The organism is Candidatus Magnetaquiglobus sp. (assembly GCF_058402785.1).
In genome coordinates, this window is sequence record NZ_JBZVFG010000004.1 from 1 (window position 1) to 17,676 (window position 17,676).

General features: G+C 61.9%; 16 protein-coding genes. 9 read left to right on the plus strand and 7 right to left on the minus strand.

What is annotated here, in order from left to right:
• Positions 1–10 precede the first annotated feature (10 nt).
• The gene (locus ACV4UY_RS02290; protein ID WP_491606046.1) at positions 11–5,827 is read left to right on the plus strand and encodes a hypothetical protein; all 5,817 of its coding nucleotides are present in this window, start codon (positions 11–13) and stop codon (positions 5,825–5,827) included.
• Between the two features lie 390 nt (positions 5,828–6,217).
• Entirely contained in the window at positions 6,218–7,009 is a 792-nt protein-coding gene (locus tag ACV4UY_RS02295; protein WP_491606047.1) for a hypothetical protein, read from the plus strand.
• 114 nt (positions 7,010–7,123) lie between these two features.
• On the opposite strand, the gene ACV4UY_RS02300 is transcribed toward ACV4UY_RS02295, so the two are convergent.
• Positions 7,124–7,819: a carbonic anhydrase gene (locus tag ACV4UY_RS02300; RefSeq protein WP_491606048.1), complete on the minus strand. Its 696-nt coding sequence runs from the start codon at positions 7,817–7,819 to the stop codon at positions 7,124–7,126.
• A gap of 499 nt (positions 7,820–8,318) precedes the next feature.
• Between ACV4UY_RS02300 and rfbA the strand changes: the two genes are divergently transcribed.
• Positions 8,319–9,188, plus strand: a complete 870-nt coding sequence (rfbA, locus tag ACV4UY_RS02305; RefSeq protein WP_491606141.1) for a glucose-1-phosphate thymidylyltransferase RfbA — start codon at positions 8,319–8,321, stop codon at positions 9,186–9,188.
• A 10-nt stretch (positions 9,189–9,198) separates the two neighbouring features.
• Positions 9,199–9,657, plus strand: a complete 459-nt coding sequence (locus tag ACV4UY_RS02310) for a dTDP-4-dehydrorhamnose 3,5-epimerase family protein (protein ID WP_491606049.1) — start codon at positions 9,199–9,201, stop codon at positions 9,655–9,657.
• A gap of 6 nt (positions 9,658–9,663) precedes the next feature.
• Here ACV4UY_RS02310 and ACV4UY_RS02315 read toward each other — a convergent pair whose 3' ends face one another.
• The 6 genes from ACV4UY_RS02315 to ACV4UY_RS02340 form a co-directional block, all read right to left on the minus strand.
• Positions 9,664–10,008: a hypothetical protein gene (locus tag ACV4UY_RS02315; RefSeq protein ID WP_491606050.1), complete on the minus strand. Its 345-nt coding sequence runs from the start codon at positions 10,006–10,008 to the stop codon at positions 9,664–9,666.
• Between the two features lie 210 nt (positions 10,009–10,218).
• Complete coding sequence (locus ACV4UY_RS02320; RefSeq protein ID WP_491606051.1) at positions 10,219–10,605, minus strand: hypothetical protein; 387 nt, start codon at positions 10,603–10,605, stop codon at positions 10,219–10,221.
• Between the two features lie 158 nt (positions 10,606–10,763).
• A complete protein-coding gene (locus ACV4UY_RS02325; protein WP_491606052.1) occupies positions 10,764–11,030 on the minus strand; it encodes a hypothetical protein in 267 nt (88 codons plus the stop codon).
• A 271-nt stretch (positions 11,031–11,301) separates the two neighbouring features.
• On the minus strand, positions 11,302–11,901 hold the full coding sequence (locus tag ACV4UY_RS02330) for a hypothetical protein (RefSeq protein ID WP_491606053.1): 600 nt from the start codon (positions 11,899–11,901) through the stop codon (positions 11,302–11,304).
• The gene (locus ACV4UY_RS02335; RefSeq protein ID WP_491606054.1) at positions 11,898–12,350 is read right to left on the minus strand and encodes a CopD family protein; all 453 of its coding nucleotides are present in this window, start codon (positions 12,348–12,350) and stop codon (positions 11,898–11,900) included. The genes ACV4UY_RS02330 and ACV4UY_RS02335 overlap by 4 nt, the downstream gene beginning before the upstream one ends.
• A 210-nt stretch (positions 12,351–12,560) precedes the next feature.
• Entirely contained in the window at positions 12,561–13,151 is a 591-nt protein-coding gene (locus ACV4UY_RS02340) for an NUDIX domain-containing protein (RefSeq protein WP_491606055.1), read from the minus strand.
• 834 nt (positions 13,152–13,985) lie between these two features.
• Between ACV4UY_RS02340 and ACV4UY_RS02345 the strand changes: the two genes are divergently transcribed.
• From ACV4UY_RS02345 to miaB, 5 genes are read left to right on the plus strand one after another with little or no spacing between them, the layout of a single operon-like run.
• Entirely contained in the window at positions 13,986–14,681 is a 696-nt protein-coding gene (locus ACV4UY_RS02345) for a cyclic nucleotide-binding domain-containing protein (RefSeq protein ID WP_491606056.1), read from the plus strand.
• 17 nt (positions 14,682–14,698) lie between these two features.
• On the plus strand, positions 14,699–15,196 hold the full coding sequence (locus tag ACV4UY_RS02350) for a 2-thiouracil desulfurase family protein (protein ID WP_491606057.1): 498 nt from the start codon (positions 14,699–14,701) through the stop codon (positions 15,194–15,196).
• Positions 15,190–15,798, plus strand: a complete 609-nt coding sequence (gene rsmD, locus ACV4UY_RS02355; protein ID WP_491606058.1) for a 16S rRNA (guanine(966)-N(2))-methyltransferase RsmD — start codon at positions 15,190–15,192, stop codon at positions 15,796–15,798. The genes ACV4UY_RS02350 and rsmD overlap by 7 nt, the downstream gene beginning before the upstream one ends.
• Positions 15,795–16,298 carry a pantetheine-phosphate adenylyltransferase gene (gene coaD, locus ACV4UY_RS02360; protein WP_491606059.1) on the plus strand — a complete coding sequence of 168 codons (504 nt, stop codon included), beginning with the start codon at positions 15,795–15,797 and terminating at the stop codon, positions 16,296–16,298. Before rsmD ends, coaD begins: the two co-directional genes overlap by 4 nt.
• Positions 16,295–17,611, plus strand: a complete 1,317-nt coding sequence (gene miaB, locus ACV4UY_RS02365; protein WP_491606060.1) for a tRNA (N6-isopentenyl adenosine(37)-C2)-methylthiotransferase MiaB — start codon at positions 16,295–16,297, stop codon at positions 17,609–17,611. Before coaD ends, miaB begins: the two co-directional genes overlap by 4 nt.
• Positions 17,612–17,676: the final 65 nt, after the last annotated feature.

A 17,676-nucleotide genomic window follows, 5' to 3' on the forward strand; every position in this document is an offset into this window, starting at 1 on the left:
GCCGAATCAGTTGACCGGCCTTTCGATCACGCCCCCGGCCAACAGCGATGTGGATTTCACCCTGACCATCACCGCCACCGCCACCGAGGCCAACGGAGGGGATACCGCCTCGGTCATGGATTCATTCACGGTGACGGTCAATCCGGATGCGGATCTGGTCACCCTCAACCTTCCTCAGGTGACCGGATCCGAGGATACGGCGATTCCGGTCAACCTGTCCTTCTCGTTGCAGGATCTCGATGGTTCCGAGACCGTGACCGGGGATATCGTGTTGACGGGTGTGCCGGCGGGCACGAGCTTCAACATCGGCGCGGCGGGATCGGGTCAGACCTGGGTGATTCCCCAGAGTGCGTTGCAGGTGGCAAGCTCTCAGGATGGTCATCCGGTCTCTTGGAATGTACCGGGTTTGACCGTGACCGGCGCGGCCAACTCCAACGTCGATTTCCAACTGGGGGTCCAAGTCACGACCACGGATGGGGCAGATACCCAACTGACCACGGGCATCCTCGACATCGATCTGACCGGTGTCGCCGACGGCGTGCAGAACCTGACCGGCGTGGCGGGTATCGGTTCGGAGGACAGCTATGTTTACTTCAATTCCGGCGTCAACGCCCCGCAGTTGAGTTCTGCCCTGATCGATGCCGACGGCTCGGAGAAGATCAACTACCGTCTGACCTTCGACAAGACCATGGGAGCCGTGCAGGTCAAGGTGGGCACCACCTGGACCAATGTGACCAAGGATGCACAGGGCGGGTATACCGTTTCCGGCACCGATGTCGCCAGCGGCAACGTGCGTTTCCAGGGGCCGAGCAATTACGATGGCAACGTGCAGATCACCGCGAATGCCTTTACCAAGGATTACGCGGAGAACGGCACCACCGTGGATGACACCTCTGCGATTCAGACCGTCACCTTTGGGGTCAATCTGGGTGCGGTGGCCGATGGCGTGAGCTTCTCCGGCACCACCGGCGCCACCGTGAACGAAGATCAGGTCGGACCGTTCGATCTGGATGTGGATATCAGCCTGTCGGACAAGGATGGCTCGGAAAGCCTTTCGGGCGTGGTCACCTTGCAGTTCGACGCCACCAAGCTGCCCGCCGGCTCGACATTGAGCATCACCGGTGATCCGGGCAACTGGGTTCAGGATCTGGGAGGAGGCAAATTCACCATTGCCCAGGCTGCCCTGTCGCCTACGGCCTACACCAACGGCGTTCCAACGTCGTGGCACATCAACAACCTGAAACTCAACACCACATTGCCGTCCAATTCCGACACGGATATCCCGCTCACGGTCTCCACGACCACCGTCGAGGCCGCCAACGGCAACACCAAGATCTCTTCGACCTCCAGCGCGGTGACGGTGAAGGCGATCGCCGACTCGCCGACCATCGTGTTGAGTTCGGCGGGGGGCGACGAGGATCAATGGATCCCGATGAACGCCAGCATCGCCTTGAACGATACCGATGGCTCCGAAAAGTTGATGGGTGACGTGTTGATCACCTCCAACGATCCGGATGCTCAGGGTGCCAGTTTGCGGGTGGGAGGCGTGTCGATCCAGGGTTCGACCAGCGGCGGGACGACCACCTGGTCGGTGCCGCAATCGCTGTTGACCACCACCGCGACCAATGCCGGAGGCAAGGCGATCGCCTGGAATCTGAACGGTCTGGAGATCAAGCCGCCGCATGACAGCGACGGGGATATCTCCCTCTCCGTGACCGCCAAGGTGCTCGACAACGACAACAGCAACACCTCGTTGACCGCCAACCTCACCGTGGCCGTGGACGCGGTGGCCGATGCGCCGATTCTGACCCGTGGCACGGCCATGGGGACCGAGGACAAGCCGATCGCATTGAATCTTTCCGCAGCGCTCTCGGATACCGACGGATCGGAGAGTCTGGTGATCACCATTGCCAATGTACCCAACGGCGCGACCCTTTCGGCGGGCACCGACAACGGCGATGGCACCTGGACCTTGACCCCGGCACAGTTGACCGGCCTGACCATCACGCCGCCGCACGACTCCAATGCCGACTTCAGTTTGCAGGTCACCGCGCGGTCGATCGAGGCCGCCAATCAGGATGAGGCCACCACGGTGATCAACCAGACCGTGCGGGTGATCGGCGATGCCGATGCCGCCCACATCCCGAACGTGCTGAGTGCCAGCGGCATCGAGGATGCGGTGGTCGGAGGCGGGGTTCCGAACGGTTCGGTGCTGTTGGATCTCTCCGGGGTGACCCTTTCGGATGTGGATGGTTCGGAGAAACTCTCGGTGGTGATCGGTCATCTGCCGGAAGGATCGCGGCTTTGGTTGCCGGATAGCGCCTCGGGCGGACTCTCCTATGTCGGCGGGGGACGCTGGGCGGTGGATTCGAACCATCTGGATGAGCTGCGCATCCTTCCCAAGGGGGATTTTTCGGGCAGTTTCAATCTGGATGTGCGCATCGTCACCACGGAGAACGATGGCGACAAGTGGGTGGCCGATCGCACCATGACCGTCACCGTGACCCCGGATCCGGATGCGCCTTCATTGAATCTTCATGGGGGCGGTCTGGAGGATACGGTGGGCGGCGTGCCGTTGAATCTGGGCATCGCCACCACCGATCGCGATGGTTCGGAGAACATCACGGCGGTTTCGGTCTCCGGTCTGCCGGCGGGCATTACCCTGACCGGTGCCGGGATTCTCTCGGGTCCGGATGCCCAGGGTGTTTACCAGATCGATCCCAACCAGACCAGCGGATTGAAACTGGTTGGCATGACCGAGAACTCCAACGTCGATTTCGACGTGCAGGTCTCGGTGACCGTTACCGATGGCGCGGTGAACGAAACCACTACCCGCACGGTGAATATCGATCTGGTCGGCGTGGCCGACGGGGTGGAGAATTTGTTGGTCGGGGATGTCTCGGGTGCCGCCGCCGAACCGATTCCGTTGTCGATCAACTTCGACATGATCGATACCGATGGCTCGGAGAGCGCTTCCTACGTGCTTTCCGGGGTGCCGGACGGCGTGGTGTTGATGAAGCCGAACGGTTCGGGTGGCTGGGAGATGGCCGGCATCAATGCCGGGGACGGTTCTTGGATCGTGCAGTCGGACGACATGAGCGGTCTGGCGATTCGCACGCCCGGCAGTTCGACGAGCGGTTCGTTCGATTTGACCGTGACCGTGGTGACCAGCGAGAACGACGGCGATGTGAATACCGACGCGGCACGCACCTTCCATGTCGATTACACCGGCAACGGCGGCGGGGGTGGTGGCGGGGGTGGTGATGCGGATGTTCATGCCGAAGGGATCATCCTGACCCAGGGGGCGGGCAACGGGGTCGAGGATACCAGCATGGCGCTGAATCTCTCGGCGGCGCTGATCGATGCCGATGGCTCGGAAACCATGTCCTTCGTGATCGATCCGGACTCCCTGCCCGAGGGGGTGACCATCGGTGGAGGTCTGATCCATCCTTTGACCGGCGATCTGGTCTTCACCGCCGACACCATCGGTCAGATGACCCTGACCCCGCCGGAGAATTTCAGCGGTGATCTCACCTTCCAGCTCAAGGCGATCTCCACGGAACTCAATGGTGGCGACAAGCTCATCGAGACCAAGAGCGTGGCCGTGCATATCGACGCTGTGAGCGATGGACCGGTGATCCAGGTTTCCAACGTCAGTGGCGACGAGGATTCGGCCATTCAAATGGGTATGTCGATCAGCCTGCCGGACTCCGACGGTTCGGAGCAGCTCTCCGCCGGCGCGTTGCTGGTGTCGGGTCTGCCGGCGGGCGCGCTCCTGAGCATCGGTTCCGCCGGTGCGCAGGCGGGAACCTGGGTCATTCCTCAGGCCAACCTTGCCGTGACCGCCACCAACGAACAGGGCGATCCGATCGCCTGGGATGTGCCGGGACTCACCGTGACCCCGCCGCCGAACGCGCATCAGGACTTCACCCTCACGTTCAGCATCGCGGGTGGCGAGATCGGCGGGAGTGAGGTGCTCTTTTCGGCCAATGTCCAGGTGGATGTGAACGCCGTGGCCGATACCGCCCAGTTGCAGGTGGCGGATCTGACCGGCACCGAGGACATGGTGTTGCCGATGACCGGTCTGGTGGCGGCGTTGACCGATGTGGACGGCTCGGAGAGCCTGTCGCTGGTGATTTCCGGTGTTGGGAACGGTGTTTTCTTCGACAGCACCACCGGTCTGGTGGTTGGCACGGACAACGGGGATGGCTCCTGGACCTTCACGCCGGGTGAGCTGACCCATCTGAGTCTGGCCATGCCGGTGGACTGGTCCGGAGGGCTCAACCTGACCGCGACCGCCTTCACCCTGGAAAACGACAACTTCGATTTGGCCCAGGTGTCGGCGCAGTTCAACGTTTCGTTCGCCTCGGTCGCCGACGAACCGGTGATCACGGTTCTCGATGCCACCGGCAACGAGGAGTCCGGCATCGCCCTGAGCATCGCAGCCAGAACCACGGACATCGATGGCTCGGAATCGCTCGCGATCACCATCTCCGGGGTTCCCACCGGCGCGACGCTCTCTCATGGCACCGACAACGGCGATGGCACCTGGAGCCTGGCCGAAGGAGATCTGACCGGTCTGACCATCACGCCGCCCGCCAACTTCAACGGCACATTGAATCTCGGCGTGGCGGTCCATTCGATCGATCCCTACACCGGCGCGGTATCCGTCGATGTGGTCGATACGTTAAGCGTTCAGGTCAATGCGGTGGACGACGCCTCATCCCTGGCGATCAACTCGCCGAACAGCTTCGGGGCCCTGCCGTCGAGCGGCGGCGTGACCTTCAAGGTCGCCCCGGACATCACCATCACCGACATCGACAGCACCCACCTGTTCGGCGCGGTGATGACCATCAACGGCATCCAGTCCGGTGATGGGCTTTCGCTGTCCGGTTACACCTTGATTCCGGTTTCGACGAACGTTTGGCAGATCTCCGGCCTGAACATTCAGCTGGCCAGCTCCACCAGTGGCTCGGTGACCACCTGGACCATGAGCGGCAAGGAGTCCCTGGCCACTTATGAATCGCTGCTCGAATCGGTGAGCCTGACGGCCACCAAGGATGGCAACCACACGGTCAGCTTCCAGGTGATGGGATCGGATGGGGCCACCAGTGAACTGCAATCCATCGATGCCATCGTCACCAAAAAGATGGTCTCCGGAACCACCAATGCCGACACGCTGACCGGTACCACGGGCAATGACTGGCAGTCGGGTCTGGCCGGCAACGACACCCTGAACGGTGGGGATGGCAACGATGTGTTGCAGGGCGGGGATGGCAACGACACCCTGACCGGCGGCGCGGGCAACGACTGGTTGCAGGGCGATGCCGGCAACGACAATCTCCAGGGTGGGGATGGCAACGATCTGTTGCAGGGCGGAACCGGGGACGACACCCTGGCCGGCGGCGCCGGCAACGACAATCTCCAGGGTGGGGATGGCCACGACACCCTGACCGGCGGGGATGGCAACGATATTCTCGCTGGCGGGGCCGGCAACGACATCCTTGATGGTGGCGCGGGCAACGATGTGATGACCGGTGGGGATGGCAACGACATCTTCATCCTGCGGGCCGGCGGGGGCAGCGAGTCGGTGCAGGGCGGAATTGGCGCTGGCTGGACCGATGCCGTGCGTCTGGAGGGGGTCAATGCCGCACCGAGCACCCATCTGGCCAATGTCGGGGATTGGACCCTGGAGACCCATGCCGATTACCACGTGGTCACCGGCGGTGCGATCGAGTTCGACTCCGGGGATGCCTCGGGGGTGATCACCTTGTGGGATGGCAGTCAGATCGCCTTCGAGGGGATCGAGCGGATCGAACGGGTGTGAGAGGTTGTTTGTCAAAGGCCAAACAGCCGACGCAGGCCATGGACGGTCTGCCAAATCGTGCGGCCATTTGTCCAGGCACGGTTCGAAGCTCTTGAATCGTGCGTGTTTGGTGATTCCATGGAGGGAATCACCAAACAGCCTCCGAGAATCCGATTGCCCCCGGAACTCCGTGTTTGGGAGTTTTTTTGGGGGCCTGTCTGGTGCCTGCCGTTTTCGATCAGTCCCCACGCTCCTGTTGGCGCGCGCCTGCGATCGTCCAGGTCACGGCGGTCTCTTTACCTGTAGGATTCCCATGCTTATAGTGAGGCGTTGTTGGTGTCCGAAGGTCCCCGGTGACCTTTTGGAGGGCATCGGCATGGGATGACGACCCGAGGAATGTGCGAGGCCAGCATGCATAACGATACACGAGAGACCGCCATCGCGGTGATGCGACCCGGCGAATGTCGGGCCTGGATCGGTCAGGCGGTGGCCAGCCTGTCCGAGGTGCGCGCCCGGCTGACGCAAGGGCGCATGGTGATTGTCGGCGGGAGCACCACACGCCATGTGGTGACGGCCCTGACCGGCGCCGATCCGGGCCGCGATGCCTTCGCGGTCGGCTGGATCCGGGATGGTTTGTTGGGCGAAACCCCCAGGGAGGGGCGCGGACCGGGACCGTTCCTGTTCGAAAACGGCCAGGTGTCACGCGGTTGGCCGGCGCCGCTTCTGGAGAGGTTCGAAGCCGGTGACATCTACATCAAGGGGGCCAACGCCATCGATCCGGCGGGGAACGTCGCGGTGCTCATGGCCTCGCCCACCGGGGGTACCATCGGCGCGGCCATGGCGATTCTCATGGCGCGTGGCGGGCAGTTGATCGTCCCGGTCTCGTTGTCCAAACTCATCCCCTCCGTGGCGGCGGTCTGCCGATTGACCGGTCAGGGTCGCACCAGCCGCGTCATGGGGACGCCGGTCGGCTACATGCCGATTCTGGCCGGATCGGCCACGGTCATCACCGAAGTCGAAGCGGTGTCGATCCTGTCTGAAGGGTTGGTGAAGGCGACACCGGTGGCACGCGGCGGGGTGGATGATTGCGAAGGTGCGCTGGTGTTGGCCCTGGAAGGGCCGGGGCAGGCGGTGGAGGGGGTGATGGGGCGTTTGGAGGAATGGCGTCGGGGTTTGGCCAAGGGCTCCGGCGATCCGGCGTGATGATGCGTGGTTACGGCATGCGATCCGGCGTGATGATGCGTGGTTACGGCATGGGGTGAGGTTGCCCCGTTGTCCTTTCGGGCAACGGGGCAGGGGCCTTGGGAATGTTGACGCTCAGGAGAGCCACTCCAGGGTGCCGTTGTCGATGTGATAGACCGCGCCCACCATTTTCACCTTGCCTTCGTGGCGCAGATGGGAAAGTTCCTGGCTGTTGGCCAAAAGATCCTGGATCGACTGGCTGACGTTTTCGCGGATCGCATCCTGAATCAGTTCCTCGCCCTTGAGTCCCTTGGCCTTGGCACGCTCGGCGGCGGGAATGATGTTGTCCACCAGTTTCGGGATGCTGCCATCCACCTTGGCCCCTTCGACCACCGCCGTGACCGCGCCGCACTTGGTGTGGCCCAGCACCAGGATCAACGGTGTGTGCAGATGGCCGGCACCGTATTCGGCGGTGCCGATCTCATCGGTGTCGGCCACGTTGCCCGCCACGCGAATCACGAACAGATCCCCGATGCCGCGATCGAAGATATGCTCCACCGGCACGCGGGAGTCGGAACAGGAGATGATCGTCACGAAGGGCGCCTGTCCCTTGGAGAAGGTCTCGGCAATGCGCGCCGGGGTGAGATTGGGACGTTCCGCCTTGCCGGCCAGGAAACGGGCGTGTCCTTCCTTGAGGAGTTTCAGGGCCTCCTCCGGGCTCATGCCCGGGCCCTTGCCGCCGGCCAAGGCGAGTTGGGGCAGGGAGAGGGCGCCCAAACCAACGGCCATGCCCGCGAGCATGTCGCGACGGGAACAGAGGTGCTCACACATAATGGTTTTCTCCAGGTCGTTACAGGTTGGTATGGCATTTTCCCGCTTGACTCTTGGGGAGTGAAACGGTAGGGGGGTGAGGGGTTCTCCCCATCATGCAAGTGTTGGGTCGGATTCGGTGGGGTGAATCCAGAGCATGTCAATCAGAGTATTTTGTTTGCGGGTAAAACACAATATCCATTGAAATGATCCGACCCCATCGTTAATGTGAGCCGGTGGTTTGGAGGGGATGCCTGGGTTGGGCGCCGGAAATCGATCTTTTAGAGGCGGTTTGGTGATTCCATGCATGGAATCACCAAACCTGCACGAATCGAAAAGATCGATTCGTGCTTCTCGGTAGTGCCTTGCGTTAACTTAACAACTCTCCCATCCATCTGTTATTGAAAGATTGATGCGTGACACAGATGCTGGACCCTTGATCATGGAACCACGCATCCCGTGATGGGTGCGGTTTAGATGGCGGGTGAACCAAAACATGGGCAAGAGACATTCCGACGAGGTGCGACGCAAGGGGATCATCCTGGCCGGAGGTTCGGGAACCCGGCTCTATCCGGTGACGCGCGCGATCTCCAAGCAGTTGATGCCCATCTACGACAAGCCGATGATCTATTACCCCCTGAGCACCCTGATGCTGGCGGGAATCCGCGAGGTGCTGGTCATCTCCACGCCCCAGGATACCCCTCGTTTCGAGGAGTTGCTGGGGGATGGCTCGCAGTGGGGGATGACCATTCGGTATGCGGTGCAACCCTCGCCGGATGGCCTGGCCCAGGCATTCATCATCGGTCGTGCGTTCGTGGACGGTCAGCCGAGCGCATTGGTCCTTGGCGACAACATCTTCTACGGTCACGATCTGGTCAAGCAGTTGCGGCATGCCCATGGGCGCACGCATGGGGCGTCGGTGTTCGCCTATCGGGTCCAGGATCCGGAGCGCTACGGCGTGGTGACGTTCGACGCGGAGGGGCGGGCGATCAGCATCGAGGAGAAGCCCAAACAGCCCAAAAGCCATCATGCGGTGACCGGACTCTATTTTTACGACGAACAGGTGTGCGACATCGCCGCTTCGATCCGCCCCTCGGCGCGCGGCGAACTCGAGATCACCGATGTCAACCGGCGCTATCTGGAGCAGGGTGAGCTGTCCGTGGAGATCCTGGGACGGGGCTACGCCTGGTTGGATACCGGCACCCATGACAGCCTGTTGGACGCGGCCAGCTTCATCGCTACCTTGCAGAATCGTCAGGGGCTGATGGTCGCCTGTCCGGAGGAGATCGCCCTGTTCAACCGCTGGATCCGGCCCGACGAACTGCGTCTTCTGGCCGAACCGCTGGCCAAGAGCGGGTACGGCCAGTATCTGTTGAATCTGTTGCGTTAGAGTTGCCGACATGCCGATCCGAGTGACGACGACCGAACTGCCCGGCGTGGCGTGGATCGATCCCCAGATTTTTGGCGATGCGCGGGGATTTTTCTTCGAGAGTTTCAATCAGCGCGATTTTCAGGCCGGAGTGGGCGTGGCGGTGGATTTTGTCCACGAGAGCCAATACCGGGCCGTGATCGGCCAGAGTCTGTCCATGCCGGATGCGTCGCGAACGGGTTGGTTGTGGCGGGTGACCGAGGGGGTGCTGCGCGTCACCATCCAGGATACGCGTCCGGATTCGCCCACCCATGGCGTGAGCGTGCGTGGATGCATTGACGCCCAGGGGATGCGGCAGGTCTGGATTGCCCCCGGCATGCAATTCGATTTGCAGGTGGCGAGCGAGCGGGCGGCGTGGATCGGCAAATCCACCGGTGAGGCCGGGGAACGGGATTGGGTGCTTGGGACCGGCTCGGATCAGGAGGGGTGAGGCGGGTCAGGGGGCGCGCGGATGCCCGGTCTGATTCATGGGTTTGAACTGCGACTCCAGCATCTCGGCCTGACGGTTGTTTTCGCGGGTATCGTAGCGTTTCTGTTTGGCTTTTTCCCGGAATGCCTCCTGGGCGCGATCCTGTTCCAGCATGATCTCCAGTTCCAGGACGCGCATCTGTCGTTGTGACATGCGCGTGAACTGGATCATCGCCACCAGCAGCACCACCACGCCGACCACCACCGAGATCATTTTGGCCTTGTTGCCGCCACCGGATCCTCCGCCACCCTTTTTGGATGGGGAGCCCTCGGAGCGTTCGACGCCTTCATCACCACTCTTCTCTTCTTCCATGCGTCATCTCCGCGAACCGATCCTGCGTGGTATCGCTTTGGGCGATCCACGGTCGGGTGTGAGGGGGTGCTCCCCGTCGTGCCAAGTCAGCTGCCATCGGTGGTCTTTTCTGTCAGAATACTGGTATGGCCGAACACGGACAAGCGTTTTTCGTGCCAGTTCGAACCGTTGGTAGTCCGACAGGGGGGGCGTGTCTCGCGGGAGGGCGGATCAGGCGAGATCGCGCCAGGTGTTGGTCGGGAGCATGCTGGAGATCCGACCGCTGCCTTGACACCAGGGGCAGGGGTCGGACAAGCCCTGCTCGTCGAGGACCAGCAAACGACCGGAACCGCCGCACTCCTCGCAGGTTTCCGCCTCCAGACCAATGGGGCTGGTGGCTTTTTGGTTGGCGGCCTTGGAGGTGGCATGGGGGTCGAGTGCCTGCTGGCCGAGTCGGGTCAGGTCATAGCTGATCGCCATGGCCATGGGGGCGTCGTTGAGGGCCAGCTGAATCCATCCCCGAGACTTGAGCGAGGCGAGCGTGCCCAGATGCAGTTTGACGGCGCGTCGTTCCTGAATGGTCTGGAGCGCTTTTTTTTGTGCGGGGGTGACGTACATGGAGGGCGTTCGTGGGGATCTTCGGGATGGGGTCGGAGGGGGCGCGATCCGAGAAAATGGACGGAATGGGGGATGTCGCCCTGCCCCCCAGACCGTGGAACGCCCGCAAAGGGCGTCCCACGGTCAGCATCGAATCGCGCCCTGGTCCGAGGGGCTCTTTAGGAGGTGGAACGGTTTCTCCAGAAGCGGATCTTGCCACAGGCCTTGCATTTGGTGATGTTTGCCAGCAGATGGATGAACCCCAGGGTGATGAACAGGGGGACGATGATGCGACTGGCGGCGATGACGGGTCCGAATTGCAGGTCGTTGCGGATCAACTCGCCAGGGTTGTCCAGGATGCCATGGACGGTGAAGCCCATGATGAGCATGGCACCCAGGATGATCAGGCCTCGACTGCTTACCAATGGTTGAGCGTTTTGATTCATGTCGGCCTCCTTCCTTTGTAAGTTCGCGCTTACCACCATGATTTTCTCCAAGATCTTCATGGTGCGGGGGGTGAGGATGACTTCCCCTCTTGTATAGAGATCGGTCGAAGATAGGGGGGAGTTTACCGCAAAAGCAAGGAAAAATTAATTGCCGATAAATTTTCTTGTTAGTGAAGCGTCGTTTATATTGTAAAAGATTGTAACGCATTTCGGTTTTTTTGATTCGTGCCAGGTTTGGTGAGGCCATTCATGGCATCACCAAACAGCCTTTTTAAAGAGTCAGGATGATTTGGTGATTGCTTTGGATGAAGTCGCTTGATGAAAGTGGTCGGAATTGGGCGCCGAGGGCGAGCAGGGCCTGGTGATACGGGGTTGCGTCTGGCGGGATGGTGGGGGATGGGGTGGTCTGGAACAGGGTGATCGGGTGGTCGCAGCCGGCCAGTCCGGCGGCCAGTCGCAGGGATTGTCGGTGATCGGTTTCGTGGTCATTCAGGAGGATGGCGATTTTCTTGAGGCCAGGGGTGCCGGGTTGGCGTGGCCAGGTCAGGTTGGGGATGGAGAGGGTCAGACTGCTCTCCCGGACCCAGCGTCCGAGGGTGGCCAGTCCGGCGGGCTGGATGCCGTGTAGGGGAGGTGGACCGTGCAGGGTTTGGTGATCGTGGGCGCAGAAGGAGACCTCGTGACCGGCTTCGAGCCAGGCGTGCCAGAGAGGGCGATCGAGCAGGTGGACCGCCTGGTGGAGGAAAAAGAGTTTCAGCCGCCAGGGGGGGGTGAGGCGGCTGTTCGGGATATTCTGCCAGTCGTCCGGCGTGGGCGGGTCGAAACGTGCGCGGGTGACGAGCAGCGTGATGGATTGGAGCGGGTGATTCACCAGTAGCGGCCCGCTCCGGCGACGGTGATGGTGATCAGGCCGAGGATCAGGTTGATGAGCACCCGTTTGCGCAATCGTTCGATGTAGAGGCCGGCCTCGGGGAAGAGGCATTCTTTTTCCATGCGGCGCATGGCGCGGAAGTCGCGGAAAAAGATGACCCCGAAGATGGCGATCATGGTCCAGCCGGTTCCCTCCATGATGTGGATGTGGGGAGCGACGTTGGCCATGCCGCCGAACCCCTGGAAGATCATCCAATAGCCGGTGAGTGGCAGGAGCAGGACGCAGATCCAGACCACGGTCATGAATCGGGTGAGGATGCGGGACCAGAGTCCGACTCGGGCCGGAAGTTCCAGGGAAAGCGCGGCGGGGCGGACGATCCAGAGGGCGAAGAACATGCCGCCGACCCAGAGGGTCGCGGCCAGGAGATGAAGGAGCAGGGCGATGGGCATGGTGGTGGTCGGTGATGTGCGGTCAAGGGGTGGGATCGGATTCGGGACTCTTTGGAAAGTGTGGTTTTTACTGTTAATAAACAAACCGGTCGTCTGGATGTTTTCTTGTTTCAGGGGTTTGCTTTGGACTGCCGTGCGCAGCGCCAGTCCAGTCGGAACGCGCCCGATTCTACAGAATGAACCCAACCGCTCCGCCATGCAATATAGCCCTCATGCACCCCGACGCAAGGCCTCACGGTTGGCAATCAACCACTGCATGGCCAGAACGGCAATCGCCGAGTTGAAAACCTGCCCCTCAAACCATGTCAAGGCCGTGGCATACGGCACGACGACAGGCAAAATATCTTCATTCTCATGCTCCAGGCCCCCGCCCGCCTCCCGTGGACAGGTGGAGTCGAAAAGCCCGCAATACAGATGAATCCGCTCGCTGCTGCCACTCGGACTCAAATAAAAGGAGCGAATCAGGCGCAGATCATACGGGGTCCAACCAGTCTCCTCCAACGTTTCCCGCATGGCGACCGCGCCGTGATCGCTCTGGGCACCGCAAGAACCAGCCACGATCTCCGTGCACCAACCGGACTCGCCGCGCAAAAAAGGACCAGGGCGAAATTGCCGGATCAAGCCGAGTGCGTCTGCCTCGGGATCATACAAAAGCACGGCAGCCGCATCCCCACGCTCCAGGATCTCCAGGGAAGCCTCCGAACTCATGCGTCCGTCGAAACGCTGGTAACGCAAAATCAGACGCAACAATTTGAAAAAACCTTTATACAGTTCAGTACGATCGATCAGTTCAACTTTCATGGCGATCCGGTATGATGATGCGTTGAGAGCGCAATCCAGAGTGGATTGTCGCCCTGTACACAAGAAGCACGATTTTTATACATCCTATGAATGAGATCGTTTTGCAATAAAAATCGCCTGAATCCTTGCCAAATCGGACACAATGTGTCATGATTTGTTACATGAGTGTTGGCTCGATCATTGCAACACTTATCCTCAATCGGTTTCGTGCCGAAAAGGGAATCATGGCCGATCCAAAACAGGTCATGGTGGTTTGTCCGGATTCCGGGGCTGGATAGCGTTCGAGACGGGTCTCCCTTCTCGGCGCCCCAGCCCGACGGATCCTCCCGATGCCGGCACGGCACGCCGCATGACTCCTTCTGGATTTATCAGGGATTGGGCGAGAATCCGTGATATCTCCGTGAAGGGACAAGCAGTCCATGACCACGCTTGAATGGATCGCAGTCGGACCAGGGGATTATAAAACTCCCGCGCCCGACGTCAACAGGGTGCTCATCTTGGGCATGACCGGTCGCGCCGCGTGAGTCGTACCTTTCATCCGGCGTTTCGAAAGTCGGTCATCCCCTGGATTGAGCCATGGAGGATCGCCCGAGCCTCGGCACGGGCGACCCCGGTTGCACGCGCTCCAAAAGCGTGAGGCAGTGGATCGCTTGCGGTCGAACGGGACCCATGCGGCAGATTTTGCCTGTTCTCTTGCCTGGAATGTGTTAACATGACTCCGACCCGATTGGTCATGCAATCCCATCTGTGGATTTCATGGTTCGGGGTGGGGGCTTGACCCCACAGGCTTGTTCGCGTGGCGGGACCTGTTCATGGGGTGCGAGGCGGGGGCGGATGCGTGCGTTATCGGATCTGAACACAGGCAGCTTGTTGGCGATTTTTCAGCAGATCGACTTTTTCGACCCTTTCGACGATCGGGAACGCCTGATGCTGGCCGGGCGTCATACCCACCTGGTCGCCTATGAACTGGGCGAATGCCTGATCCAGGAGGGCAGTTCCGAGGAGCGCAGTCTTTTTCTGTTGCTCGCCGGAGAGGCCAGCGTGGTGAAGGAGGGTGCCCGCATCCCGGTGGCCTCCCTGGCTCCCGGCGACTTCTTCGGTGAAGTGGCCTTTCTCACCGATCGCCCCCGCACCTCCAACGTCATCGTCCATCCGCCGGAACACGACGCGCCGGAGGTCCCGGCCATTCCCCATCTCTTCGACGTTGGTCTGCCCGATGCCATCCGAGCGGCAACCGCCCTGGCGCTGCGTTTCGACCCGGCATTGATGAACGTCGCCGACGCCCTGCTGCGCATCAAGATCAAGGACCAGATCATCCGCCATCTGACCCGACGGGTCGATCTGATGCATGCCAAGGTGGTCGAAATCACCGGTCGCGACCCGCAACTCTCCGTGGACGACGAACTCGAGGGCGAACTGCGCGAGCGACAGCATGCCCCGCTTGTCGAACGCGAACGGACCAAGGATCGCCTGATCGAGCAACTCGCCGCTTTCCTCGACGAACTCAACAATGCTCTGGTGACCTGTTGAAAAGCCGCGTGCCGGTCGTGCGCAGGCGGCGTATCGCCATCAGCGCTTGTCTTCTCGGTCTGCCGGTGCGCTACGACGGGGGGCATAAGGCCTGGCCCCTGATCGAACCCCTGATCGCCTCCGGCGCGATCCTCATGCCCTTCTGTCCGGAGAACGAATCCGGTCTGGGGGTGCCTCGCGAGCCGATGCGCCTGGAGGGGGATTCCGACCAGCCCTCGCTCCGTACCCTCGAATCCCGCCTCGACCACACCCGACGCCTGATCGCCTGGTCCGAAGAACGGTTGGAACTCTATGCCGATGCCAGGGTGTCGGGATTCATCTGCAAGGCCCGCTCCCCCTCCTGTGGGGTGCATGGGGTGCCGGTACACGACGCCGATGGCCAGCCGATGGGGGAGGGCATGGGACTGTTCGCCCGCGCCTGTCGGGCACGCTTCCCCCATCTGCCCGTCGAGGAGTCCGAACGGTTGGGGGATTGGTCGCGGGTGGTCGCCTTTCTGGAGTCCGAAACGTGCTGAAGATCACCGGCGGGTCGTTGCGGGGGCGTCTGTTGACTCTGCCCGAGGATGATCGGGTGCGTCCGACCACGGCGCGGATGCGCGAGACCCTTTTTTCCATGCTCGGGACCAGGGTGGAGGGGGCCTGGGTGCTGGATCTGTTCGCCGGTGGGGGGACGCTGGGCATCGAGGCGTTGAGCCGGGGGGCGCGCGGGGCGCTGTTCGTGGAGCGGGACGAGGCGGTCGTTGCCCTGATCCGGAAAAACCTGCTCTCCCTCGGTCTGGAAACACGTGCCGAGGTGCTGCGCGACACACTGCCCGGCACCGGGATCGTCGAGTCGATCCGCCGTGCGGCGCTGTCCCGCCGCGCCGACTGGCCCGGATTCGATCTGGTTTTCATGGATCCCCCCTACCATTCCGGACTCCTGGCGCCGACCCTGGCGATGGTCGCCAACGCCACCCTTTTGGCCCCCGATGCCGTGGCCGTCGCCGAACACGAAACACGGGCCGTGGCAAAAGGGGTTGCTCCCGCGTGGCGTCCGATGCACAATCGTCGTCAGGGAGAGTCCCAGGTCTCTTTTTGGCGGTGGCGCGGCGAGGTCGCGGAAACAGGGAGGTCATGAACAGAATCGCAGTCTATCCGGGAAGCTTCGATCCCGTGACATTCGGTCATCTGGACATCATCCGGCGCGGGGCGCGGCTTGTCGATCGCCTGGTGGTGGCCGTGGCGGTCAACAGCGAGAAAAACGCGCTCTTCACCGGCGACGAACGGATCGGCTTCATCCAGGAAGCGGTGGCCGGCATCCCCGGTGTCGAGGTGTGTCGCATGGATGGCCTGCTGGTCGATTTCGTGCGCCATCTCAACGCCCATTTCGTGCTGCGCGGCTTGCGCGCCGTGGCCGACTTCGAATACGAGTTCCAGATGGCCTGCATGAACCGGCAACTGAGTCCGGACGTGGAGACGGTCTTTCTGGTCTCCGGCGAGGAGACCATGTTCCTCTCCTCGCGACTGGTGCGCGAGATCGCCGGCATGGGCGGCGACGTGACCCGCTTCACCCCGGCGGGGGTGATTCCGGAGTTGCGACGGCGCATGATGGCCCGGTTGGGACGGGGGCCGGCTTGAAAAAGCTGTTCATCAAGAACTACGGCTGCCAGATGAACGTCCATGACGCGACCCGCATGGCCCAACTGCTGCACGACTCCCTGGGCTATGCCACCATCGACGCACCCGACGAAGCCGACCTGATCATTCTCAACACCTGTCACATTCGCGAAAAGGCCGCCGAAAAGCTCTTCTCCGAACTCGGACGGTTGCGCAAAACCGTGGTCTCGCGCGACGCGATTTTCGCGGTCGGCGGCTGCGTCGGCCAGGCCGAAGGGGATAATGTCTTCAAACGGGCTCCCTTCGTGCGCCTGGTCTTCGGCCCCCAGAACTACCACCGCCTCCCGGAGATGCTCGACCGCCTGGAGAAACAGGGCGGACGGGTGGGGGATTACCAGGAGTCGGTGGATACCAAATTCGATGCCTTGCCGGCCATCCTCTCGCCGGGCGCCATCGCCTCGGTGGTGGTTCAGGAGGGGTGCGACCGCTTCTGCACCTACTGCGTGGTGCCGTTCACCCGTGGTCGGGAGTGGAGTCGTCCGGTGGAGGCGATCTGCGAGGAGGTGACCGCCCTGGTGGCCGGCGGCGCGAAAGAGATCCATCTCCTGGGCCAGAACGTCAACGCCTACCGCGCCCTGGCCCGCGACGGAATCATCCACGATCTGGCGCTCCTGATCCGGCGCGTGGCGCTCATTCCCGGCGTGGCGCGGATCCGCTTCGTCACCTCCCATCCGGCGGACATGAACGACGATCTGGTGGAGATCTTCGCCGAGGTCGAAAGTCTCTGCCCCTATCTGCATCTGCCGATCCAGAGCGGTTCGGATCGAATCCTCGGGTTGATGGAGCGCGGACACACCGCCGCCGGGTATCTGACCTGGATCGACAAACTGCGTCGCGCCCTGCCGGATATCGCCCTGGCATCGGATTTCATCGTCGGTTTCCCAGGGGAGAGCGAGGACGATTTTCTGGCAACCCTCGATCTGGCCCGCCAGGTGGCCTTTGATCACGCCTATTCGTTCATCTTTTCGGCCCGTCCCGGCACCGTGGCCGCAGGCATGGGCGATCACGTTCCTCTGCCGGTCGCCCAGGAGCGTCTGGCCCGGCTCCAGGAGGTGCTCGGCGCCTCCCAGTTGGCGAAAAATCTCGCCCGCGTCGGGTGCGAGGAGTCGGTGCTGGTGGAGGGGATCTCCAAGCGCGATGGCGGGGAGTTGACCGGTCGCACCGGCCACAACCGGACCGTCAACTTCCCCGGCACCCCGGAGTGGATCGGCCAGATCGTGCGCGTGCGCGTCACCGACGGGTTGGCCAACTCCCTGCGAGGACAGTTGATCTGAATGTCCGCATCCTCCTTTTCGTCCGGCGAGACGAATTCATTTCAGAATCCCACCCTCACAGCCGT